The organism is Arthrobacter sp. sptzw42, from assembly GCF_059089685.1.
In genome coordinates this window covers 106,811-129,266 of sequence record NZ_JBNHEX010000002.1, presented here as the reverse complement: position 1 = coordinate 129,266, position 22,456 = coordinate 106,811, and the positions used below count along the sequence as shown (strand labels likewise).

The window sequence follows — 22,456 nt, the reverse complement described above, 5'->3', positions numbered from 1 at the left end:
GCCCCGTTGACTGCGGGGCGGGCAGGGGGGCCGGAGGCTGTAAAATCGGTACAATGAGCTCCCCCGATTTGACGCCTGAGGAAATCCAGGCCTGCCTCAAGGTCCTCAACACGATCCACGCCTATGACGAGGAGCATCCGGACTACATCTCGGTGCGCCGAGCCACCGGCAAAATGTTCAAGGCCGTCAAGAGGCACCGCCGCGTCACCAAGCGGGACCTGATTTCCGAGGCTGACCGGGCCGTGATCGCCCAGACGGCAACCGCAGCCCCGGACCGGATCGACGACGAAACCCGTGGAAACAAGCTGGCCCCCTCGGCTACCGGCAAGGTGGCGGGTCACCTGATCCGCTCCCGCCCCTGCTACATCTGCAAGCAGCACTACACCCAGGTTGACGCCTTCTACCATCAGCTCTGCCCGGAGTGTGCCGCGTTCAACCACGGCAAGCGGGACGCCCGCACTGACCTGACCGGACGCCGCGCCCTGCTCACCGGCGGCCGGGCCAAGATCGGGATGTACATCGCGCTCCGGCTGCTCCGGGATGGCGCCCACACCACCATCACCACCCGGTTCCCCAAGGACGCGGCCCGCCGGTTCGCTGCCATGGAGGACAGCGGCGAGTGGCTTCACCGGCTCCGCATCGTGGGCATCGACCTGCGCGACCCCGCCCAGGTAATGGCCCTGACCGACTCGCTCAACGAGGCCGGCCCGCTGGACATTATCATCAACAACGCGGCCCAGACAGTGCGCCGGTCCGGTAACGCCTACAAGCCGCTGGTGGACGCGGAGGACGAACCGCTTCCCGCGGCCCTTGAGCAGGCCAACGGCGGCCCCGAGCTCGTGACCTTCGGCCATGCGCATGACAAGCACCCCCTGGCTCTGGCCAGCAGCGTCACGGAGCATCCGGTCCTCGCCGGTGACGCCATCACCTCACTGGCGCTCTCCACCGGTTCCGCTTCACTGGAGCGCATCGCCTCAGGAACGGCCATCGACGCCGGCGGGCTGGTTCCGGACCTTGCTACCATCAACAGCTGGACGCAGGTGGTCGATGAGGTGGACCCGCTCGAAATGCTCGAGGTCCAGCTCTGCAACGTCACCGCCCCGTTCCTGCTGGTCAGCAGGCTCCGGCCCGCGATGAAACGGTCCACCGCGAACCGGAAGTACATCGTCAACGTCTCCGCCATGGAGGGCCAGTTCTCGCGCGCCTACAAGGGCCCCGGGCACCCGCACACCAACATGGCCAAGGCGGCCCTGAACATGATGACCCGGACCAGCGCGCAGGAAATGCTGGACACGGACGGCATCCTGATGACCGCCGTCGACACCGGCTGGATCACTGACGAACGGCCCCACTTCACCAAAGTCCGGCTCATGGAGGAGGGCTTCCACGCACCCCTGGACCTAGTGGACGGGGCGGCGCGGGTCTACGACCCCATCGTGATGGGCGAGCACGGCGAGGACCAGTACGGGGTGTTCCTGAAGGACTACAAGCCGAGCCCATGGTAGGCGTATGCTCAGCGGCATGAGCCCTGAGACCCCTCCTGACGTACAGAACCTGGAACGCCACGAATGCTGGGCCATGCTGCGGACGGTGTCCGTGGCAGGCTCGCGGTCCTGGCTGACGGGCGTCCAGATATCTTCCCCATCAACTACACGGTGGACGGCGGTACCCTCGTCTTCAGGACCGGCGAAGGGACCAAGCTGGCCGGCGCGTCAGGGAGCGCCCCGGTGGCCCTGGAGGCGGACGGCGTGGACCCGGACACGGGGCTCGTGTGGAGCGTCGTGGCGAAGGGCACTGCGGACGTCGTCACTGCAACCGACGAGGTTTTGGGGACCACGGAGCTGTACCTCTTCCCCTGGCAGGCAGGCAAGAAGGACGCGTTCGTCCGCATCACCCCGGACAGTCTCACCGGCCGGCGGTTCAAGGTGACGGAACCGCTCACCTGGTGGACCCAGCTCAGCGGCGTTGGCAGGACGGTCCCTGAGTAAAGCCTCAGGCGTCCGCATCCGCGGACGCCTGAGGCGGAACGGTGCCGTCGAACGGCAGGCAGCATCAGGCCAGCTGGGTGATCTCCACACTCACGTTCAGCGCAGACCCGCCACCGCCGGACAGGATGCCTTTCAGCGGGGACACGTCCCGGTAGTCCCTCCCCCGGGCCACGGTGACATGGAAGTCGCCGGCAGGTTTATGGTTGGTCGGATCCCAGCTCCGCCAGTCGCCGTCCCAAAATTCCAGCCACGCATGGGACTGGCCGGCCACCGTTTCGCCGATGCCGGCACTGGACCGGGGGTGCAGGTATCCCGAAACGTACCGGGCAGGGATGCCGCAGCTCCGCAGCGCACCGATGGCGAGGTGCGCCAGGTCCTGGCACACACCCTGCCGTTGGTTCCAAGCCTCTTCAGCGTTGGTGGTGACGGCAGTGGAGCCGGACATATAGGTCATCTCACCGCGCATCCACTCGAAGACGGCCATGGCGGCGTCGTGCGGGTTTTTGTCCGCCACCACCCCGGGGACGATGCCCAGGACCTCGTCACCGGGACCGCTCAGCCTGGACTGCGGAAGCCAGTCGCTGAACGTATTGAGGGTCTCGGGTGAGGCGAGGACGTCCCAGCCCACAATGTCCTGCTCGGAAGGGATCTTCTCGGCACGGTGCACTTCCACCGTGATGTTGGAAACCACTTCGAGGTGCTCGTGCGGCATCTGCATGTCAAAGGCAGTGACCCTGGTCCCCCAGTAGTCGCGGTAGGTGCTCACGGCAGCCTGCGACGGCGAAACCTTGACCACCGATTCCAGCACCACCTGCTGGGAATCGGTCAGGGGCGTCATCCTCGCCTCGTTATAGGACAGCGTGACGCGCTTGTTGTACTTGTAGGCCGTCTTGTGGACGATGCTCAGCCGGGTCATGAAACTTCTCCCACCCAGGCCAGTTCGTCCGCCTGATTGAAGTACTTACGGGAAATGGCGTCCGAGGCCTGGGACACTGCCTTCTGCACGCGTTCCATGTGTTCAGGCAGTTCGGACATGAGGTCGTCCGTGCGGTGGAACTCCAGGAACGTGCGGGCCTGGCCCACAATCCGGCGGGCGTCGTTGATGAAGCCCACGCGCTGGGCGGAGGGATCAAGTTTGGCGAGGCACTCGTCGGCGTCCCGGAGCGCGTACACAATGGACCGCGGGAACAGCCGGTCCAGGAGCAGGAACTCTGCGGCGTGCTGGTCGCCGAACGCCGCCCTGCGGGTGCGCAGGAAGGACTCGTAGGCACCGGCGCACCGGAGCATGTTGACCCAGGACATCCCGGCTGACAGGACGTCCCGGGTGGAAAGCATGCGGGCGGTCATGTCAGCCCGCTCCAGGGACCGGCCCAGCACCAGGAACAGCCAGCTTTCGTCGTGGCTCACCGTGGTGTCCGCCAGGCCGCTCACCATGGCTGTGCGTTCCAGCGTCCAGTTGCAGAACCGGTAGGTGCCCACCACGTCCTTGCGGTGCTGGCTTAACCCGTAGTAGGTGGTGTTGAGGCTCTCCCACAGTCCCGATGACACTGTCTCGCGGGCGCGGCGGGCGTTTTCCCGTGCTGCTCCCAGGGACCCTGCAATGGAGGTGGCGCTGGTTTTGTCGTATGCCAGGGCGTGGAGCAGTTCCGGCAGCCCGAAGTCCTCGCTCTGTGGTCGTGCGCCCATCACGGCCAGGAGTTCCTGCGCCACGCTCTTGCGTTCGTCCATAGGCAGGTGGTTCAGCCGCTCCAGATGCACATCAAGGATGCGCGCGGTGCCATCGGCACGCTCCACATAACGGCCGATCCAGAATAGGGACTCGGCAATACGGCTAAGCATTCGCGGCTACCTCCTGCGGGCCCGACACTGGAAAAGACAATGGTTCGATCATGGCCCGGGTCACTGCTGCTGCTCCGACTGGCGGTCGCGCCAGTTGCTCTCCACCGGCCATACGGAGACACGCTCGCGGACTGAAATGGAGGGCCGCGGCAGAGTTTCCACCGGCACCTGGGGCGAATCCGCAAGGACCCAGGTGTCCTTGGAACCGCCGCCCTGGCTGGAGTTCACAATCAGCGACCCCTCTTTGAGCGCCACGCGGGTAAGGCCGCCGGGCAGTACCCAGACGTTGTCGCCGTCGTTCACCGCGAAAGGCCGCAGGTCCACGTGGCGGGGTCCGAACTTGTCGCCGCCCAGGGTCGGGACGGTGGAGAGCTGCAGCACCGGCTGGGCAATCCAGCCGCGGGGGTCGGCAATGACCCGCTGGCGGAGGGCGTCGAGTTCATCCTTGGAAGCGTCCGGGCCTATGACCAGGCCCTTGCCGCCCGAGCCGTCCACCGGCTTGACCACAAGCTCTGACAGGTTGTCCAGGGTGTACTCGCGGGCTTCCTTCTCCTCCAGGCGGAAGGTGTCCACGTTCGCGATGATGGGTTCCTCGTTGAGGTAGTAGCGGATGAGGTCCGGGACGTAACTGTAGACCAGTTTGTCATCCGCGACGCCGTTGCCCACCGCGTTGGCGATGGTCACCCCGCCGGCCCGGGCGGCGTTGACGAGCCCGGGGCAGCCGAGCATGGAATCGGCCCGGAACTGCAGCGGGTCCAGGAAGTCGTCGTCGATCCGTTTATAAATGACATCCACGCGCTGCTCCCCGGCGGTGGTGCGCATGTACACGCGGTTTCCGCGGCAGATGAGGTCCCGGCCCTCCACCAGTTCCACACCCATCAGGCCCGCGAGCAGGGTGTGCTCGAAGTAGGCGCTGTTGAACACCCCGGGGGTCAGGACGACGACCGTGGGATCGTCCACACCGGCGGGCGCGGTTTTGCGCAGGGCCGAGAGGAGCCGGCGGGGGTATTCCTCCACCGGGCGGATGAGCTGCTGGCCGAACGCTTCGGGCAGGCCCTTGGCCATGGCGCGCCTGTTCTCCAGGACGTAGCTCACGCCGGAGGGTACGCGGACGTTGTCCTCCAGCACGCGGAAGGTTCCGGCTGCATCACGTACGACGTCGATGCCTGAAACGTGCACGCGGACGCCGCCGGCCGGTTCGAAACCGTGGACCTGGCGGTGGAAGTGTGCGCTGGTGGTCACCAGCTGCCGGGGTATCACGCCGTCGGACACCACGTTCATCTTGTCGTACACGTCGTTGAGGAACGCCTCGAGCGCGTGCACGCGCTGGGCGACGCCGCGTTCCAACACGTCCCATTCGGCAGCGGGAATGACCCTGGGAACGATGTCCAGCGGGAAGGGCCGTTCCTCCCCTGCGAAGTCGAAGGTGACGCCACGGTCCAGGAAGGTACGCGCCATCGAGTCCGCACGGGCGCTGACATCGGCGAGGGAGAGCTTGCGAAGGGCGTCCGCCACCTGCCCATAGGAGCCCCGGGCCTGTTGCCCGGGGGCGAACATCTCGTCGTAGGCTCCGGTCCGGCCGGCGGCCACGGAGTAATCCTGGAATAGGTCTGACATGTCCAATAGCCAACCATCTTTTTGTTTCGAATTCATTACTGCCATCCATTGTGGCGTGTTGGCTGAGGTGGTCTGGTTCGTGCATCCTGCGTCTTTTCCGGCACAGTAGGTGAGTGCCAGTCCGCAGAAGCCTCCCCAGCCCCGGCCCGGGCGTCTCCGGCGGTGCCGACCGGTTGCTTCCCGGCCTTGCCACGGCGGCTGTTGCACTCGCCGCAGCTTTCCTGGTCCACCGGTTCGTTCCCGTACTCCCGGCCATGACCCTGGCCGTGGTCCTGGGTGTCCTGGCGGCCAACCTCCCGGCAACGGGCGTCTGGACTGCCGGAAGGGCCCGACCGGGACTGGACTTCGCCGGAAAGCACCTGATGCGCGGCGGCATCGTCCTGCTGGGTTTGAAAGTGAGCGTCATGGACGTCCTGGGACTGGGCTGGCTGGCGCTGGTGCTGATAGCGGCAGTGGTGGCCGCGGGCTTCGGCGGAACCTACCTCATCTCCCGGCTGTTCCGGCTTCCGCCGGTGACGTCACTCCTGGTGGCCACAGGCTTTTCGATCTGCGGTGCTTCCGCCATCGGTGCCATGGCTGCCGTCCGTCGGATCCGGCACGTGGACACCGTCCTGCCGGTGGCGCTCGTGACGCTCTGCGGCACGCTGGCAATCGGGGTCATGCCGCTCCTGGTCCATCCACTGCAGCTCAGCGCACCGGTTTTCGGCGCCTGGACCGGGGCTTCTGTGCACGACGTGGGCCAGGTCGTGGCCACGGCGCAAACTGCCGGGTCCGCCGCGCTGGGCATCGCCGTCGTCGTCAAGCTCACCCGGGTGCTGCTGCTGGCCCCCGTGGCCGCCATCGCCGGCGCGCACCAGCGCCTCGCTGCCAGACCCGGTCCGGACACGGACGGCGGGGACGTGAAACTGCCGCCGGTGGTGCCCCTGTTTGTCCTCGGCTTCGTGGCCATGGTGGGCCTCCGGTCCACTGGCTGGCTCCCGGCGGGCTGGCTGGAGGCAGGGGCCGCGCTGCAGGACATCCTGCTCGGCGCCGCGCTGTTCGGCCTGGGCTCCGCTGTGCGGATCCGCCTGCTCCTTCACACCGGCGGACGTGCGCTCCTGGCAGCCCTCGCGTCCTGGCTCCTGATTGCCCTGCTGGGGCTCGCGGCTGCCCTGCTGATCGCCGGGTGAACGAAGAACAGCCCCGTGATTAGATAGCTGAGTGTCAAATGAGAATCTGCAGCGCAACGAAGCCGCCGAACGTTCAGCCCTGATCAGCACCACCAGCTACGACGTTTCGCTGGACGTTCGCCAGGCCGCGGACCCGCAGGTGGCCGGTTACCCAAGCCGCAGCATCATCTCGTTCACCGCTTCAGAGCCGGGGGCCTCCACGTTCCTGGATTTCATTGGCGACGTCCACAGCGTGTTTCTTAACGGTGAGGAACTCCGCGTTGAGGATGTGGTGGAAGGTGCCAGGATCAGGCTTGACCACCTGCAGGCCGAGAACCAGGTGACTGTCAGCGCTACCGCGCTGTACAGCCGTTCCGGTGAGGGCATGCACCGGTTCGTGGACCCCGCCGACGGCCAGTGCTACCTCTATACGCAGTACGAGCCCGCCGACGCCCGCCAAGTCTTCGCCAATTTCGAACAGCCCGACCTCAAAGCCACCTTCACGTTCCATGTGACCGCACCCGCTCAGTGGCACGTTGCCTCCAACGGCACGGAGGTCAACCGGACCGCACTTGCCGGGGACCCGGCTGCGGCGTGCTGGGACTTCGCCCCCACCAAACCCTTGTCCACGTACATCACCACCGTGCTGGCCGGGCCCTACTTCAAGGCAGAGGACCGGTGGCAGGCAACGCTCGACGACGGCACGTTCCTGGACGTGCCGCTCGCCCTGTATTGCCGGGCATCCATGGCAGAATCCTTTGACACCCACGAGCTGTTCCAGCTCACCAGGAACGGCCTGGACTTCTTCAACCGGCTCTTCGACTATCCCTACCCCTGGGGCAAGTACGATCAGGCCTTTGTGCCTGAATACAACCTTGGTGCGATGGAGAATCCCGGCCTGGTGACCTTTACCGAGAGCTACGTCTTCACCTCGCGCACCACCGACGCGCAGTACCAGGGCCGGGCCAACACCCTGATGCACGAGATGGCGCACATGTGGTTCGGGGACCTGGTGACCATGCACTGGTGGGATGACCTGTGGCTGAAGGAGTCCTTCGCCGATTACATGGGCACCCTGGGCGTGGACCGCGCCACCGAATGGGACACCGCCTGGGTGAACTTCGCCAATAAGCGCAAGGCCTGGGCCTACGTACAGGACCAGTTGCCCACCACCCATCCGATCGTGGCGGACATTCCGGACCTCGAGGCGGCCAAGCAGAACTTCGACGGCATCACCTACGCCAAGGGCGCGTCAGTGCTCAAGCAGCTCGTGGCATACGTGGGATTCGAGGCGTTCATCGCCGGCTCCCGCGAATACTTCCGGCAGCATGCGTACGGGAACACGTCCCTGTCCGATCTCCTGGCGGCCCTCAGCGCGTCCTCCGGGCGGGACTTGGCGGGGTGGGCGCAGCAGTGGCTTCAGACCTCCGGCATCTCCACCCTGTCGCTGGAGCTCCCTTCCGCGGACGCCACCGGGGATGCCCGCGACGGCGGCCTCCCGGGCACGGTGACCATCGTCCAGGAGGCTGTGGACCCGGTCACCGGACGGGTGGAACTGCGTCCGCACCGGCTGCGCGTCGGTTCTTACGGTTTTGACGCCGAAGGCTCCCTGGTGCGGACCGGGAGTATCGAAACCGACGTGGCGGGTGCACGGACAGAGCTCCCCCAGCTCACGGGCCGGCCGCGGCCCGCGCTCCTGCTGGTGAATGACGATGACCTGACCTACGCGAAAGTCCGGCTTGATCCGGCGTCCGAGGCCACGGTCCTGGCCTCCCTTGACCGGATGGTTGACCCGATGGCCCGCGCCTTGTGCTGGACGGCGCTCTGGAACTCGGTACGGGACGGCGAAAGCCCGGCTGCCCGCTACATTGACGCCGTGGCTGGGTTCGCACCTGCTGAAACAGTAATCGGCGTTTTGCTGAACCTCCTGGACAACGCAAGCACCGCCGTCGAACGCTACACACCGGCGGCTGCCCGGAAAGCGGCGCGGACCTCGTTCCTGGCCGCCGCCGCGGCGGAACTGGACCGCGCCACGCCCGGCTCGGACCAGCAGCTGGCGTGGGCCAGGACGCTTGCCACCCTCAGCAGGCACGACGAAGCCATGCTGCCCCGGCTCAAAGGCCTGCTGCACGGCACGGCGCCGGTGGAGGGCCTTGCAGTGGACGCCGAGCTGCGCTGGCACCTCTGGCACGCCCTGGCGGCGAACGGCCAGGCGACCGTGGCGGAACTGGACGCCGAATTGGGCCGCGACACCACCGCCTCCGGCCGCGCCGGGCACGCCACCGCGCTCGCCTCCCGGCCTGATCCGGACGTGAAGGCAGCAGCGTGGCACGCGGCGGTGCAGGGAAACGAACTGTCCAACCAACTGCTGACCGCCACAATCAGCGGTTTCATGACCGCCCCTCCAGTCCTGCTTGAACCGTACGTGGAGCCGTACTTCGAGTGTCTACGAGGGGTTTGGGACGGGAGGAGCATCGAGATCGCAAGCCGGATTGTGCGGGGCCTGTACCCACTGGCACAGGACCTCACGGAGGGAGCTGAACCTGCAGGTCATCCGGTTATCCTGCGGACGGATCAGTGGCTGGCCGGGAACACGGATGCTCCCCGCGCCCTGCGCCGGATCATCATCGAGCAGCGCAGCCACCTGCTGCGTGCTCTGACAGCCCAGGCCGCAGTAGTCAAAACCCCCTCGGCTGCTCCGTAACGGCGGCGCCTGTCGGGCCAACCGTCGTCAGGGTCAGGGGACCCGGTGGAGCCACTCCCGGGTGCCGAACTTCGTGCCCACGCGCTCGCTGGCAGCGGCGAGTTCAGTTTCAGTGAGTTCGGAGACTGCAGCGCCGTACCGCTCGCTGAAGACCTCCATCATGGCCGCAATGATCTCGGTCCGCGCCAGGCCCGTCTGGCGGCGCAGCGGGTCCACCCGCTTCTTCGCGCTGCGGGTGCCCTTGTCCGAGAGTTTCTCTTTGCCGATCCGCAACACCTCCACCATCTTGTCCGCGTCAATGTCGTAGCTCATGGTGACGTGGTGCAGCATGCCGCCGTTGGCAAGGCGCTTCTGCGCAGCACCGCCGATCTTGCCCTGGTCAGTCGCGATGTCATTAAGCGGTACGTAGAACGCGGTGATGCCCAGCTTTTCCAGGGCGGCCATGACCCACGCGTCCAGGAAGGGGTAGGAGTCGGCGAAGCTGAGCCCGTCCACCAGTGTCTGCGGCAGGTACAGGGAGTACGTGATGCAGTTGCCCGCCTCCATGAACATCGCTCCCCCGCCGCTGATGCGCCGGACCACGTTGATGCCGTGCCTGGCCACGCCCTCGGGGTCCACCTCGTTGCGGTAGGACTGGAAGCTGCCGATCACCGTGGACGGCTCCTGCCAGTCCCAGAACCGAAGGGTGGGGTTGCGGCGGCCGGCGCCTACTTCCTCGGTGAGGACCTCGTCGAGGGCGACATTGATTTCGGTAGGAAGGACCGTGGGCGGAATCAGATCCCAGTGGTGGTCAGCCCAGGACGTCGCCTTCGCCAAGGCGCGCCTGACGGCGATGGCCACGGCGTCGGCAGAGAAGCCGAACAGGGCGGCTCCCTCCGGCAGCGAAGCCGTGACCTCCGCGGAAAGCTCGGACGCCGTCGTCGTGTCCGGCAGGCCGGTCAGCCCGCGGTTGATGTCCAGGAGCGCCTCGTCGGGCTCCAGGAAGAAGTCCCCGCTGACGGAGACATCGGCGAGCCGGCCGTCCACAACGTCGAGGTCCACCACCACGAGTTTGCCGCCCGGCACTTTGTACTCGCCATGCCGGCGGGAGGCGGAATCAGCAGCTGGAACGGGCGTAGCAGTCATGTGTTCCATCCTGCCCCAGAAAGGGCCGGGGCCCGAAAACAGGCCTGCCATTAACGCGAAAAGCCCGCACCGTTTCCGATGCGGGCTTTCACTTGAAGCTTGGAAGACAGAAAATTACTTCTTGCCGCCGAAGCCCTTGAAGCGAGCGTTGAAGCGCTCGACGCGGCCTGCGGAGTCCATGATGCGCTGCTTGCCCGTGTAGAACGGGTGGGACTCAGAGGAGATTTCGACGTCGATAACCGGGTAGGTGTTTCCGTCTTCCCACTCGATGGTCTTCTTGGAAGACACGGTGGACTTGGTCAGGAACTTCGTGCCGGAGGCCAGGTCGTTGAAAACAACAGCTTCGTACTTCGGGTGGATTTCAGACTTCATAATGGGACCTTTGTTCGCACAACTGGATTTTGCCAGCTGCCAGGTATGAATGGGATGGCCGCATGTGCCCGGAGGACGCAGGACAGCCAGCTATCAATAATAGCTGAAACCCGGGGTCTCCGCGAACCACCTGAACGGCTTAGTCGCGGTGCCGCAGCTCCCAGAAAGCAACGGCCGAGGCTGCGGCAACATTCAGCGAATCCACGCCGTTGCGCATGGGAATCTTGACGGCGAGGTCGACGGCGGCGAGCGTTCCGGCGCTCATGCCGGCGCCTTCGGTGCCGAGCACCAGGGCGAGGCGTCCGGGGTTCTGCGCCGCGACCTTGTCCACGTCCTGTGCATCATCCGTCAGTTCCAGGGCAGCAACGGTGAATCCCTGCTCCTTGAGCGTATGGAGGTCTTCCGGCCAACTGGTCAGCCGGGCCCACGGAACCTGGAAGACGGTGCCCATGCTGACGCGGACGCTCCGGCGGTACAGGGGGTCACCACAGCGGGGCGAGACCAGGACGGCATCGATGTCCAGGGCGGCGGCGGACCGGAAGATGGCACCGACGTTGGTGTGGTCCACGATGTCCTCCAGCACCGCCACCCTGCGGGCGCCGGCCAGGAGCTCCGGCAGCGGTACCGGCACGGGGCGCTGCATGGCCGCCATGGCGCCGCGGTGAAGGTGGAAGCCGGTGATTTCCTCCAGCAGGGCCGCGCTGCCGATGAAGGCCGGAACCTGCGGGTAGGCACTGAGGACGTCCTGCAGGTCACCAAGCCACTTTTCCGCGAGGAAGAAGGAGCGGGGCTGATGCCCGGCCGCCAAGGCGCGGCGCAGCACTCGGGAGGACTCGGCGATGTACATGCCTTCAGCCGGCTCGCGGAGCTTCCGCAGGTGCACGTCCGTGAGCTGGGTATAGTCGGAAACCCGGGGGTCCGCTGCCGATTCGAGATAGTGGATTGTCACCGGGTGATTATTTCAGCAGATTCGCGATCATGAATCCCAGCGCCACGAGGCCCAGGATGAAGATCACGGCGCGCAGCACCTTCGGGGACAGCCGCCGGCCCACTTTGGAGCCCAGGATGCCGCCGATGCTCGAGCTGACGGCGATGAGCAGCACCACCAGCCAGTTGATGCGGTCGAACGCGAAGAGCAGGTAGGAGACAGCCGCCACCAGGTTAACGCCCAGCACCAGGATGTTCTTCATGGCGTTGGCGTTCTGGATGGTGCCGGTGAGGAAGACGCCCAGGATGCCCACCAGCAGGATCCCTTGTGCCGCGACGAAGTACCCGCCGTATACGCCGGCCAGGTAGACCAGCACCACCAGGAGGACACCGTGCCGTTTATCCCGCACGGCATGCTCAGGGTTTTCCTCCCGGTTGCGGACCCAGGCCTGCATGCGGGGCTGGAACACCACCATCAGGAGAGCCAGCACCAGAAGGACGGGCGCAACGTAGTGGAAGACCTTTTCGGGCAGGTGCAGGAGCAGCCAGGCGCCGGAAATGCCGCCCAGGAGCGAGGCGGGGAGCAGCCGCATCAGCTGACGGCCGCGGCCCTTCAGTTCGCGCCGGTAGCCGAAAGCGCCGGCCGCCGTACCGAAGACGAGCCCCATGGCGTTGCTCATGGAAGCCACCACCGGGGTGACGCCCAGGGCGATGAGCACGGGGAACGTTACCAGTGTCCCGGAACCAACGACGGCGTTGATGGTGCCGGCCCAGAGGCCGGCGATGGACACAAAGATGCTGCCGAGAAGGTCCATGGTGCTGCGCTGCCGCTTAGCGGCTGGCGACGGCGGTGTACCGGCCCTCGTTGACGGACACGTCCAGAGCGAGGCCGAAGGTCGCACTCAGGTTCTCGGCGGTCAGCACTTCCGTGATGGGGCCTGCGGCGACCACGCCGCCGTCGCGCAGCAGCATGGCGTGGGTGAACCCGGGCGGGACTTCCTCGAGGTGGTGGGTGACCAGGACCATGGCGGGTGCGGCCTCGTCGCGTGCCAGTTCGCCGAGCTTGTGGACCAGCTCCTCGCGGCCGCCGAGGTCCAGGCCGGCTGCCGGTTCATCCAGCAGCAGCAGCTCGGGGTCGGTCATGAGGGCCCGGGCAATCTGGACCCGCTTGCGCTCCCCTTCGGACAGGGTGGCGAAGGTCCTGTTCAGGAGCGGGCCCATCCCCCAGTCGTTGAGCAGGCGGAAAGCGCGGCGCTCGTCGTCGCGTTCGTATCCTTCACGCCAGCGGCCGGTGATGCCGTAGGCGGCGGTGACCACGACGTTGAGGACGTTTTCGTGTTCCGGGATCTGGGTGGCGAGGGCCGCGGAGGAGAGACCGATGCGGGGGCGGAGTTCGAAAACGTCCACGTGCCCGAGGATTTCGTCGAGGATGCCGGCCTTGCCGCTGCTGGGGTGCATCCGGGCGGCTGCGATCTGGAGAAGAGTGGTTTTGCCTGCGCCGTTGGGACCCAGGATTACCCAGCGTTCGCCTTCATTGACTTCCCAGTCCACCTTGTCCAGAAGGGTCTTTTTACCTCGGACAACGCTGACGGAAGCCAATTCCAGAACATCACTCATAGGAGTAGACACTAGGACAAAAAGGAGGCTGACTGATAACTGGCGAACGGCCGCAGAATCGCGCTATCAGCCAAAGCAATCCGGCCGGTGCTGAAGCATGCGCAATGAATTCAAGGGGAGCCGCGCCCGCTGACTAAGATTGCAGGCATGACTTCGAACGTGACTGCCGTCAGCTATGGCCTGAGTGTGACCCCGACTGCGCTGGAGCAGCTGCGTTCCGTCCTCACCGCGCACGGAGCCGCCGTCCTTTCCGAAAACGAACGTGGCGACGCACGGTACCAGGTCCACGTGGCTGAGCTTCAGCTTCCGGACGCAACCGAGGCAGGTCTTGCCCCGCTCCGCCGCGCCGTCACGCAGGCGTCCATCAGCGGCCTGGACACTGCGATCGTTCCCGCCGGCCTCCGCTCGGCCGGCCGCAAGCTCCTGATCATGGACGTGGATTCCACCCTGATCCAGCAGGAGGTCATCGAACTCCTTGCCGCGTATGCGGGGAGACGGGAAGAGGTGGCCGCCGTTACCGAAGCTGCCATGCGCGGGGAATTGGACTTCACCCAAAGTCTTCACGCCCGGGTGCAAGTACTCGCCGGGCTGCCGGCCGACGTCGTCCATTCCGTCCGTGAAGAGGTGAAACTCAGCGAGGGTGCCGCTGAGCTCGTGGCAGCTTTCAAGGCTGCCGGCCACGTGGTGGCGGTGGTGTCCGGCGGGTTCAACCAGATCCTGGAGCCGATTGCCGGCGAGCTGGGACTGGACTACTGGCAGGCAAATGAGCTGGAAATTGTCGGCGGCGTCCTGACCGGTAAGGTGCTCGGCGCAGTGGTGGACCGCGCCGCAAAGGAAAAGTACCTGCGCGAATGGGCCGCTGCCGAAGGCATCGCCCTGGAACACACGCTCGCGGTGGGCGACGGCGCCAACGACCTGGACATGCTCGGCGCGGCGGGGATAGGCGTCGCGTTTAATGCCAAGCCGGCGGTGCGGGCCGTTGCCGACGCCGCCGTCAACATGCCGTACCTCGACGCTGTCCGCCACGTCGCAGACGTCTAACGCCCCTTTCCGGTTAAGCGGAAATGACATGTCGCGGCAGCGTCCGTCAGGAACATTGCCGCGACATGTCATTCCGATAGGAAGGCGAAGCCTAACTGGCCGGCTGGTCCGCGCCCTTGCCGAAGTAGTCTGCGCCGCCGGCGTATTCTGTGTGGCCGGACTCGACGTCGGCGGTGACCATGCCGGCCACCACCTCCGCGAACTCTTCGACCGAGTACAGCTTGCCTGCTTCAGCGCGGCGCGCTTCGATGGCTCCGGGGGTGGAGCGGTCCAGCAGGGTTGCAGTGACGGTGCCCTCGATCATGTCGCCGGAGACCACCACCAGGGTGACGCCCTTCTCAGCAAGGCTGGGGATAAGCTCGCGCAGCGCATCCTCCCCGGCACGCTTGCTGCGGGCCACGGGCTCGTAAGCCTCCATGGTGGGTACAGTGTTGATGAAGTGAGCCTGGTGGCTGGTAACGAAAACCACGCGGGAGCCTTCCTTCATCAGGGGCGCGGCCGCGTTGAGCATGTTGACCTGGGCGTCGCGGTTCAGTTTGAGCGCGTAGTCCTCGCCCATGCCGGTTTCCATTCCACCGGAGGCGTTCAGCACCAGGATGTCCAGCGTTCCAAAGTTTTCCATGGCGGCGGAGGCAAGCGCCTGGACGCCTTCCTGCGTGGTGAGGTCCGCGCCCACGGCTACGGCGCGGCCACCGGCAGCTTCAATACCCTGCACCACCTTGTTGGCCCGCGGAGCCTTCTGGCGGTAGTTCACCACGACGGCGGCACCCTGGCCGGCGAGGATCTTGGCTACCTCAGCGCCAATGCCGCGCGATGATCCGGTGACGACGGCGGTTTTGTTGTCCAGCAGTCCCATACGAGTTCCCTTTGTTCAAAACGTCTAAATTCCTGATGGTCTGGAGTCCATCATGCCAGCGGGCAACGCGGATTCCCTTGTCCGGGTTCCACAAAGAAGCACCGGGCGCCTAGTGTGCGGGACGTCAGTGGCCCATGCCCAGTCCGCCGTCAACAGGGATTACGGCGCCTGAGATGTAGGCTGCTTCCTCGCTGGAGATCCAGCGCACCACGTTGGCAACCTCCGTTGCCTCGGCAAAACGCCCTGCCGGAATGCTGGACAGGTAGTCCTTCTGCGTGGCTTCGGGCAGCTCAGCGGTCATATCCGTGTTGATGAACCCGGGGGCCACCACGTTCGCGGTGATGCCGCGGGAACCCAGCTCGCGGGTCAGCGAACGCGCGATGCCCACCAGGCCGGCCTTGGAAGCGGAGTAGTTGATCTGGCCGGGAGCGCCGTACAGGCCGGACACGGACGAAATCAAGACCACGCGGCCCTTGCGGAGGCGGATCATGCCTTTGGAGGCGCGCTTGATGACGCGGAACGCGCCGGTGAGGTTGGTGTCGATGACCGAGGTGAAATCGTCTTCGCTCATGCGCAGCAGCAGGGTGTCCTTGGTGATGCCGGCGTTGGCCACCAGGACTTCCACGGGCCCGTGCGCAGCCTCGACTTCCTTGAAGGCTGCGTCCACCGAGGCTTCGTCTGTGACGTCGGCCTTGACGCCCAGAATCCCCTCCGGCAGCTTCGACTCGCTGCGGTACGTCACGGCCACTTTGTCCCCGTTGGCCAGGAACGCTTCGGCAATGGCCAGGCCGATGCCGCGGTTGCCGCCGGTGATGAGGACGCTGCGGGGGGAGGTGGCTGCTTCAGTCATGTATAAGCTCCAGGTTTCTGCGGCGTGCTGCGCCGCGGTGGAAGGGGTGATTTGGCTGCCTTCGATCTTAGCCTTCGGCCAGGGTGTGGTTTGGGTGCCACTGCTGTTGGTGAGAGAATTAATGCCAAGCCTTTGGAGCGTGATATTCGCCGTGACCCTTGAAAACCATGCGGGACAAACCGTGCCCGGAGAACCGGAGAAGTTTTCCGGTGACGCGGAGGTCCACAGCATCACGGATGCCGGTGCGGCCCATTCTGCGGAGATGCGCCAGCGCATGATTAAGTACGCGCTGGCCATGGGAATTCGCATGGTGTGCCTTGTCATGATCTTTGTTGTGGACGGCTGGTTTAAAATCATCGCGGTGGCCGGGGCAGTGTTCCTCCCGTGGATTGCGGTTGTTATAGCCAACGGTGATGACAAAGCCGAGGCCCACAGTGATTTGCTGTTGGATTCAGCGCCATTGGCCGAGATCGAAAGCCCGCCCGTCCCGTTCGACGACGGTGACCCGGGCAGTGAGGTCCTGCAGGGTGAGCTGATAACCGACGACGACGACGAAGAAACATCCGGACAGGAGCGGAGGGCATCATGAGTATTTTTGACTTCGCTGCAGAATCAGGTCCCACAGCAATGGAAACCGCCGTCTGCTCCCGGAAAGCATGCCGTTCCCAGGCCTCCTGGCAACTTCTATGGAACAACCCCAAGATCCACTCCCCCGAGCGCCGCAAGATTTGGCTGGCCTGCGGAGAGCACCGGGAGTGGCTGGAGGACTACCTGCAGACCCGGGGGCTGTGGAAGGAAACGGTCATTTTCGAGGCTGTTTCCCCTCTCGACTCCCTGGAGCAGGACAACTGAATGTACCGCTTCCTGTTCTCCAGCAAGTGGCTGGGTTATCTTTTGCTGGCCGCCATCTTCGCCTCCGCCTGCGTCTTCCTGGGCCGCTGGCAGATGGACCGCCGGGCAGAGACCCTGGCCGAGATCAACCGTGTTGTCACCAACTACTCGGCAACGCCCATCCCCTTTGCTGATGCCCGTGAACAGTTCAACCGGCTGGACCCCGCGATGGAGTGGACCCAGGTGGAGCTGAAAGGCTCGTACCTCGCCGACGAGCAGCGCGTGGTGCGGAACCGCCCGCTGAATGGGCAGCCGGGATACGAAGTTGTGGTCCCGTTCCGCCTCGCCACGGGAGAAACAGTTGTGATTGACCGGGGGTGGCTTCCCATCGGCAACAGGAATCCCGGCAGCCCTGACTCGGTGCCTGAACCTCCGGCAGGCGAGGTCACCGCCGTCGTCCGCTTGAAGCATCCTGAGCCTGAACTGCAGCGGGGTGCGCCGGAGGGCCAGCTGGCCTCCATCGACCTCGCCGCCTACTCTGCGCAGCTCGGGTATCCCCTGCTCACCGGGGCGTACGGCCAGCTCGCTTCCGAGACGCCCCCCGCTGCGGAAATGCCCCTTCCGTTCCCGAAGCCGTCGACCGAGGAGGGCACGCACCTGTCCTACTCGCTCCAATGGTTTGCGTTTGGCGTGCTGATGTTTGTGGGTTTCGGCTACGCTGCCCGCCAGCAGGCCCGCAACGCCGCAATTGATGCAGAGGACGACGAGTTATCAGTGGGTGCACTCCATTCGGCGGCCGTGTCAGCCCGCCGTCGTCAGCCTGCCCCGCGGAAGCGGAAGAAGGCGACGGCGGAAGAAGAGGAAGACGCCCTGCTGGACGCGCAGGGGTACTGAGCTATCCGGGCCTAAGCCAGGGTTATCAGGTCCAGGTAGTCTTCGTTCCAGTGGTCCTCGATGCCGTCAGGCAGCAGGACAACGCGCTCGGGATTGAGCGCTTCAACCGCTCCCTCGTCGTGGCTGACCAGGACGACGGCGCCGCTGTAGTTCCTCAGGGCGCCCAGGATTTCGGCGCGGCTGGCGGGGTCGAGGTTGTTGGTCGGCTCGTCCAGGAGCAGGACGTTGGCGCTGGAAGCGACGATGGTGGCCAGGGCGAGGCGGGTCTTCTCACCGCCGGACAGGACGCCGGCGGGCTTGTCGACGTCGTCGCCCGAGAACAGGAAGGAGCCCAGGATGCCGCGCACCTCTGCGTCCTTCATGTCGGGAGCGGCGGAACGCATGTTCTCCAGGACGGTGCGGTTCACGTCCAGCGTCTCGTGTTCCTGGGCGTAGTAGCCCACCTTCAGGCCGTGCCCGGCAATCACGTCACCGGTGTCAGGCTGGTCCACGCCCGCCAGCATCCGCAAAAGGGTGGTCTTGCCGGCGCCGTTGAGGCCAAGGATGACCACCTTGGATCCGCGGTCGATGGCGAGGTCCACATCCGTAAAGATTTCCAGCGAACCATAGGACTTGCTAAGGCCCTCAGCCGTGAGCGGAGTCCGGCCGCAGGGCGAGGGATCCGGGAAGCGCAGTGCTGCCACGCGGTCCTGCTCGCGGACGGCCTCCAGGCCGCTGAGCAGCCGCTCCGCGCGCTTGGCCATGTTTTGTGCTGCGACGGCCTTGGTAGCCTTGGCGCGCATCTTGTTAGCCTGGTCAAACAGGACCTGGGCTTTTTTCTCAGCGTTGGCCCGCTCACGCTTGCGGGCGCGTTCGTCCGTTTCGCGCTGCGTGAGGTAACGCTTCCAGTCCATGTTGTAGAAGTCGATCTGCGCGCGGTTGGCGTCCAGCAGGAAGACCTTGTTGACGGTGGCTTCGAGCAGTTCGGTGTCGTGGCTGATCACGATCAGTCCGCCCTGGTGGTTTTTCAGGAAGTCCCGGAGCCAGGCGATGGAATCGGCATCGAGGTGGTTGGTGGGCTCGTCAAGGAGCATGGTCTCGGCGTCCGAGTAGAGGATCCGGGCCAGCTCCACACGGCGCCGCTGGCCACCGGAGAGGGTTTTCAGAGGCTGGTTCAGCAGGCGGTCAGGCAGAGCCAGGTTGGAGCAGATGGCCGCGGCTTCGGCTTCGGCGGCGTACCCGCCGGCTGCCAGGAACTCGGACTCGAGCCGGTCATACCGGTTCATCGCCTTGCGCTGGACCGCGGCGTCCTCGCTGGCCATCTCTTCGTGCGCCAGGCGGAGCTTGCCGACGGCGATGTCCAGGCCGCGCACGGACAGGATGCGGTCGCGTGCGAGCTGCTCCATGTCCGGGGTGCGGGGATCCTGGGGCAGGTAGCCGATCTCGCCGGTGCGCGTGACTTTGCCGGCGGCAGGCAGCCCCTCCCCCGCCAAGACCCGTGTCAGCGTCGTCTTCCCGGCACCATTGCGGCCCACCAGGCCGATCTTGTCTCCCTTGTCAATGCGGAAGCTCACCTGGTCCATCAGGAGCCGGGCGCCGGCGCGCAGTTCAAGATCCTGGACAGTAATCACAGCAGGTAAAGCCTTTCACAGCAGGGATAAGCCGCAGCCCAGAGCGTCTGTGGTGGGCATGGGCGGCAATGGCCGGAGAACGGCCTACTCAAGTCTACCGCCCGCGCCTTCCCCGCAGTACCGGGTACTGCCGGAAGTGCTCTGTCCCGGGTTAGCCAGACGATCAGCGCCAGCCCTGCGATGCGGCAACGAATAACTGGAATACGCTGGCCCAATGGCTGTCTACTTCGAATGCATCACGCGGAGCACGCTGGGCCGGCGGGAATTGTTTGATCTTGCGCGGAGCATCGACGTACACAAGGAATCGATGGCCAGGTCCCGCGAGAAGGCCGTTGCCGGCCTGACAACCGGCCACATCGGCATGGGCGGGGAAGTGACGTGGCGGGGGTGGCACTTCGGCCTTCCGCTCCGGATGACGACCCGGATCACGGAGTTCAATCCCCCCGATTACTTTGCTGATGAGCAGATCAAGGGTCCCTTCCGGCGCTTTCGGCACGAGCACGAGTTCACTGATGACGCCGCCAGGTCAGCGGGAACAGCTAGAGCTAGTCATTAACGCATCCACTTCCAAGACAAAGCGGCCGGCACCTCCTGGCAATCGTGCGCCATAGGGGATGAAGACGGAGAAGCATTACTGCAGTAGTTCGGCTTCGGTTTTGGCATCATCCGCATTTCACCAGGAGCAATGTGCTCCGAGACATATTCGTACCCATCCCGGCGTTGGTCTGCCTCGAAGTACCTGTGACCCCTTTCCCTTGGGGCGCCAACATCACACGCGCGTGTACGAGGAGATTTTTCGAATGAACAAGACACTCCGCTTCATGGCAGTACCTACCCTTGCTTTGGGCGCACTTGCCCTCTCCGGCACCGCAGCCGTTGCCCATGACGGGGCTGATCATTACCAGTCGACCCTGTCCCAGCTCAACGGCAGCGCCGGCTCAGGCACCATCACTGTTGACGTCACGGGAAACCAGGCCCACGTGGTCCTGAACGTTTCGGGTATGCCCGCGACTTTCATGGACGCCCCATACCCGCACGTCCAGCACATCCACGGCGGAGCACAGGGCACCTGCCCTGACCCGTCCGCGGATAAGGACGGTGACCAGGTCATCTCCACCACCGAGGGCGCACCCAACTACGGCGGCATCGTTACCACCCTCTCCACCAGCGGGGACACCAGCCCCGCAGCAGGCCTTGACCTGAAAGTCGCCGGCCAGGGCGCTGCCTACACCGTTGACCGCACGTTCGAACTGAACCCCGAGACCAAGGCAGCCCTAGAAGCCGGCACCGCCGTCGTCGTTGTTCACGGTCTTGACCCCGCCACCCTCAGCCCGGCCGGCGCGGCAGCCAAGTCCGACCTTGTCCCCGAACTTCCCCTGGCCGCTACCTCCCCCGCCCTGTGCGGGACGTTATCCGCCGGACAGATGAAGATGCCTGCGGGCGGGGCTGCTACCGGCGTCACCACCGAAACCGGTACCGACACCGGCGCCCTCGCTATCGGTTCCGGCCTGGCCCTCATGGCCATCGCCGGCGGAGCCTACGTTGTTCGCCGCCGGACCGCCGGCGCAGCAGCCTGACGAGCTGATCGGACCACTTGAACGTGACAAAGTTGAAGCCCGGCCGCCGTGGAGGTCTAGGGGCCTCTACGGCGGGCGGGGTTCTGCTCGCCGTAGCCCTCGCCGGTTGCGCGGGCGGGCCCACTGACACCCCCGGCGCCGGCTCAGCCCCTGCAACCTCCGCCTCATCCCCTGCGGCGCCCACCACTCCTGCAGTTCCGTCCACACCTGCGACAACCCCGGCACCTGCTGGCCCCGTGGCGGCCCCGCCCGCACGGCAGCTTCCCCCGGTCCTGGCCGCTTCGGCTCCGGTCACCCTGACCGTCCCATCCATCGGGGTCCGATCAGACCTTCTCCACCTGGGTCTGGAGGACAACGGCTCCCTGGAAGTACCGGAAGATAGCGGGAGCGGAACACCTGCCAGCTGGTACGACGGCTCACCCACCCCCGGGGAACGCGGCCCTTCAGTCATCCTGGGCCACGTCAACGCCCTGGGCGGGAACAAAGGCGTCTTCGCCGACCTGAGAAAACTCACCCCCGGCGCTGAAATCAACGTCTCCCGGGCCGACGGCAGCACCGCAGTGTTCACCGTGGACCGCGGAGCCCTCTACCCCAAAAACCAGTTCCCCACCCTCGAGGTCTACGGCAACACCGACGCCGCCGAGCTCCGGCTCATCACCTGCGACGGCTACGATGCCGCCACCGGCGAGTTTGATGACAACTACGTCATATACGCCACCCTCAAAGCCTGACCACGCACCGCGCACCGGCATCGCCCGTGACGGCAAGGACGGAAAGAGCATGAAACAGCACACACCTTTACTGGCCCTGCTTGCCCTGGCTGGCCTGCTGCTCTCCGGTTGCGCAACAGCAACAGCAACAGCTACCGGATCCGCTACTGCGCCGTCTGCTGTCTCGGCAGCGTCGGATACTTCACCCGAGGCCGGACCCACCGGCAGTAACGGCGGCGGGCACCATGGGGACGGGCACCACGGGGACGGGTCCTCGTCACCTCGCGCGAGTAAGGCTGACGGGCCCAGTGATGCGGCCCTCATGGTCTGCGGGGACCAGCCAAAGGATCGCCTCACATCCATCCTTGACCTGGACACCGAGCCACACACCATCAACGACTGGGCCGACAGCACCTTCACCTGCACCTACCACCTGGCCGAAGGGGACCTGGTCGTCTCGGTCAGGGAAGCAAAAGACCGGGCCACTGCCCTGAAATACTTTGATGCGATGGAGGCCCTGGCGAAAGACGCGACCCCCATCGAAGGCCTCGCAAACCTGGGATTCCCCGCCTACGAAGCCGCGGCTGGGTCAGCAGCTTTTCAAAAGGACAGCTTCGTACTCCAGGTAGACGCCACCGACCTTCCCTCGACCCTGGGCCCGGACAGTATTACCCGGAATGCGCTGGCTTACCAGCTCTCCACCACCATCCTCGCCTGCTGGATCGAACACCCCTAACCCCGCCTCAGGAA

General features: G+C 65.4%; 22 protein-coding genes and 1 pseudogene. 12 read left to right on the top strand and 11 right to left on the bottom strand.

The window, feature by feature from the left end:
• Window positions 1–53 precede the first annotated feature (53 nt).
• Both AC5RT4_RS02665 and AC5RT4_RS02660 read left to right on the top strand, forming a co-directional pair.
• Window positions 54–1,505, top strand: coding sequence for an SDR family NAD(P)-dependent oxidoreductase (locus AC5RT4_RS02665; protein ID WP_494104790.1), 1,452 nt, complete (start codon window positions 54–56; stop codon window positions 1,503–1,505).
• 16 nt (window positions 1,506–1,521) lie between these two features.
• A pseudogene (locus AC5RT4_RS02660) lies at window positions 1,522–1,988 on the top strand (pyridoxamine 5'-phosphate oxidase family protein).
• 64 nt (window positions 1,989–2,052) lie between these two features.
• On the opposite strand, the gene AC5RT4_RS02655 reads toward AC5RT4_RS02660, so the two are convergent.
• The 3 genes from AC5RT4_RS02655 to AC5RT4_RS02645 are packed head-to-tail and all read right to left on the bottom strand — an operon-like array spanning window position 2,053 to window position 5,444.
• Complete coding sequence (locus tag AC5RT4_RS02655; RefSeq protein WP_494104789.1) at window positions 2,053–2,904, bottom strand: transglutaminase family protein; 852 nt, start codon at window positions 2,902–2,904, stop codon at window positions 2,053–2,055.
• A complete protein-coding gene (locus AC5RT4_RS02650) occupies window positions 2,901–3,827 on the bottom strand; it encodes an alpha-E domain-containing protein (RefSeq protein ID WP_102975536.1) in 927 nt (308 codons plus the stop codon). The genes AC5RT4_RS02655 and AC5RT4_RS02650 overlap by 4 nt, the downstream gene beginning before the upstream one ends.
• 60 nt (window positions 3,828–3,887) lie before the next feature.
• The gene (locus AC5RT4_RS02645; protein ID WP_494039668.1) at window positions 3,888–5,444 is read right to left on the bottom strand and encodes a circularly permuted type 2 ATP-grasp protein; all 1,557 of its coding nucleotides are present in this window, start codon (window positions 5,442–5,444) and stop codon (window positions 3,888–3,890) included.
• A 113-nt stretch (window positions 5,445–5,557) separates the two neighbouring features.
• On the opposite strand from AC5RT4_RS02645, the gene AC5RT4_RS02640 reads away from it, so the two are divergent.
• Window positions 5,558–6,613 (top strand): YeiH family protein, encoded by a 1,056-nt coding sequence (locus AC5RT4_RS02640; RefSeq protein WP_494039667.1) that lies wholly within the window; start codon window positions 5,558–5,560, stop codon window positions 6,611–6,613.
• Between the two features lie 31 nt (window positions 6,614–6,644).
• A complete protein-coding gene (gene pepN, locus AC5RT4_RS02635) occupies window positions 6,645–9,296 on the top strand; it encodes an aminopeptidase N (protein ID WP_494104788.1) in 2,652 nt (883 codons plus the stop codon).
• A gap of 33 nt (window positions 9,297–9,329) precedes the next feature.
• Here pepN and lplAB read toward each other — a convergent pair whose 3' ends face one another.
• The 5 genes from lplAB to AC5RT4_RS02610 all read right to left on the bottom strand — a co-directional run bounded on the left by lplAB (window position 9,330) and on the right by AC5RT4_RS02610 (window position 13,337).
• Window positions 9,330–10,421, bottom strand: a complete 1,092-nt coding sequence (gene lplAB, locus AC5RT4_RS02630; RefSeq protein WP_494104787.1) for a lipoate-protein ligase LplAB — start codon at window positions 10,419–10,421, stop codon at window positions 9,330–9,332.
• A gap of 114 nt (window positions 10,422–10,535) precedes the next feature.
• Window positions 10,536–10,793: a type B 50S ribosomal protein L31 gene (locus AC5RT4_RS02625; RefSeq protein ID WP_387552515.1), complete on the bottom strand. Its 258-nt coding sequence runs from the start codon at window positions 10,791–10,793 to the stop codon at window positions 10,536–10,538.
• Between the two features lie 139 nt (window positions 10,794–10,932).
• Window positions 10,933–11,742, bottom strand: a complete 810-nt coding sequence (locus tag AC5RT4_RS02620; protein ID WP_494039664.1) for a TrmH family RNA methyltransferase — start codon at window positions 11,740–11,742, stop codon at window positions 10,933–10,935.
• Window positions 11,743–11,749: 7 nt separating this feature from the next.
• The gene (locus AC5RT4_RS02615; protein WP_494104786.1) at window positions 11,750–12,535 is read right to left on the bottom strand and encodes a sulfite exporter TauE/SafE family protein; all 786 of its coding nucleotides are present in this window, start codon (window positions 12,533–12,535) and stop codon (window positions 11,750–11,752) included.
• Window positions 12,536–12,551: 16 nt separating this feature from the next.
• Window positions 12,552–13,337 (bottom strand): ABC transporter ATP-binding protein, encoded by a 786-nt coding sequence (locus AC5RT4_RS02610; protein WP_494104785.1) that lies wholly within the window; start codon window positions 13,335–13,337, stop codon window positions 12,552–12,554.
• Between the two features lie 147 nt (window positions 13,338–13,484).
• Here AC5RT4_RS02610 and serB point away from each other — a divergent pair, with 147 nt between their 5' ends.
• Window positions 13,485–14,378: a phosphoserine phosphatase SerB gene (gene serB / locus AC5RT4_RS02605; RefSeq protein ID WP_494104784.1), complete on the top strand. Its 894-nt coding sequence runs from the start codon at window positions 13,485–13,487 to the stop codon at window positions 14,376–14,378.
• Window positions 14,379–14,469: 91 nt separating this feature from the next.
• On the opposite strand, the gene AC5RT4_RS02600 is transcribed toward serB, so the two are convergent.
• Together AC5RT4_RS02600 and AC5RT4_RS02595 are read right to left on the bottom strand one after the other, a co-directional pair.
• Window positions 14,470–15,234, bottom strand: coding sequence for an SDR family oxidoreductase (locus AC5RT4_RS02600; protein WP_494104783.1), 765 nt, complete (start codon window positions 15,232–15,234; stop codon window positions 14,470–14,472).
• 124 nt (window positions 15,235–15,358) lie between these two features.
• The gene (locus AC5RT4_RS02595; RefSeq protein ID WP_494104782.1) at window positions 15,359–16,084 is read right to left on the bottom strand and encodes a beta-ketoacyl-ACP reductase; all 726 of its coding nucleotides are present in this window, start codon (window positions 16,082–16,084) and stop codon (window positions 15,359–15,361) included.
• 151 nt (window positions 16,085–16,235) lie between these two features.
• Here AC5RT4_RS02595 and AC5RT4_RS02590 point away from each other — a divergent pair, with 151 nt between their 5' ends.
• The 3 genes from AC5RT4_RS02590 to AC5RT4_RS02580 are packed head-to-tail and all read left to right on the top strand — an operon-like array spanning window position 16,236 to window position 17,809.
• Window positions 16,236–16,673, top strand: coding sequence for a DUF3099 domain-containing protein (locus tag AC5RT4_RS02590; protein WP_494040133.1), 438 nt, complete (start codon window positions 16,236–16,238; stop codon window positions 16,671–16,673).
• Window positions 16,670–16,936, top strand: coding sequence for a hypothetical protein (locus AC5RT4_RS02585; protein WP_494039658.1), 267 nt, complete (start codon window positions 16,670–16,672; stop codon window positions 16,934–16,936). Before AC5RT4_RS02590 ends, AC5RT4_RS02585 begins: the two co-directional genes overlap by 4 nt.
• Window positions 16,937–17,809 (top strand): SURF1 family cytochrome oxidase biogenesis protein, encoded by an 873-nt coding sequence (locus AC5RT4_RS02580; protein WP_494104781.1) that lies wholly within the window; start codon window positions 16,937–16,939, stop codon window positions 17,807–17,809.
• A gap of 11 nt (window positions 17,810–17,820) precedes the next feature.
• Here the strand turns inward: AC5RT4_RS02580 and AC5RT4_RS02575 are convergent, their stop codons facing one another.
• The gene (locus tag AC5RT4_RS02575; protein ID WP_494039656.1) at window positions 17,821–19,419 is read right to left on the bottom strand and encodes an ABC-F family ATP-binding cassette domain-containing protein; all 1,599 of its coding nucleotides are present in this window, start codon (window positions 19,417–19,419) and stop codon (window positions 17,821–17,823) included.
• A 214-nt stretch (window positions 19,420–19,633) separates the two neighbouring features.
• Here AC5RT4_RS02575 and AC5RT4_RS02570 point away from each other — a divergent pair, with 214 nt between their 5' ends.
• From AC5RT4_RS02570 to AC5RT4_RS02555, 4 genes are all read left to right on the top strand, one after another.
• A complete protein-coding gene (locus AC5RT4_RS02570; protein ID WP_494104780.1) occupies window positions 19,634–19,975 on the top strand; it encodes an SRPBCC family protein in 342 nt (113 codons plus the stop codon).
• Between the two features lie 244 nt (window positions 19,976–20,219).
• Entirely contained in the window at window positions 20,220–20,996 is a 777-nt protein-coding gene (locus AC5RT4_RS02565) for a hypothetical protein (protein WP_494104779.1), read from the top strand.
• A gap of 23 nt (window positions 20,997–21,019) precedes the next feature.
• A complete protein-coding gene (locus AC5RT4_RS02560; RefSeq protein WP_494104778.1) occupies window positions 21,020–21,727 on the top strand; it encodes a class F sortase in 708 nt (235 codons plus the stop codon).
• Window positions 21,728–21,776: 49 nt separating this feature from the next.
• The gene (locus tag AC5RT4_RS02555) at window positions 21,777–22,442 is read left to right on the top strand and encodes a hypothetical protein (protein WP_494104777.1); all 666 of its coding nucleotides are present in this window, start codon (window positions 21,777–21,779) and stop codon (window positions 22,440–22,442) included.
• Window positions 22,443–22,456 lie beyond the last annotated feature (14 nt).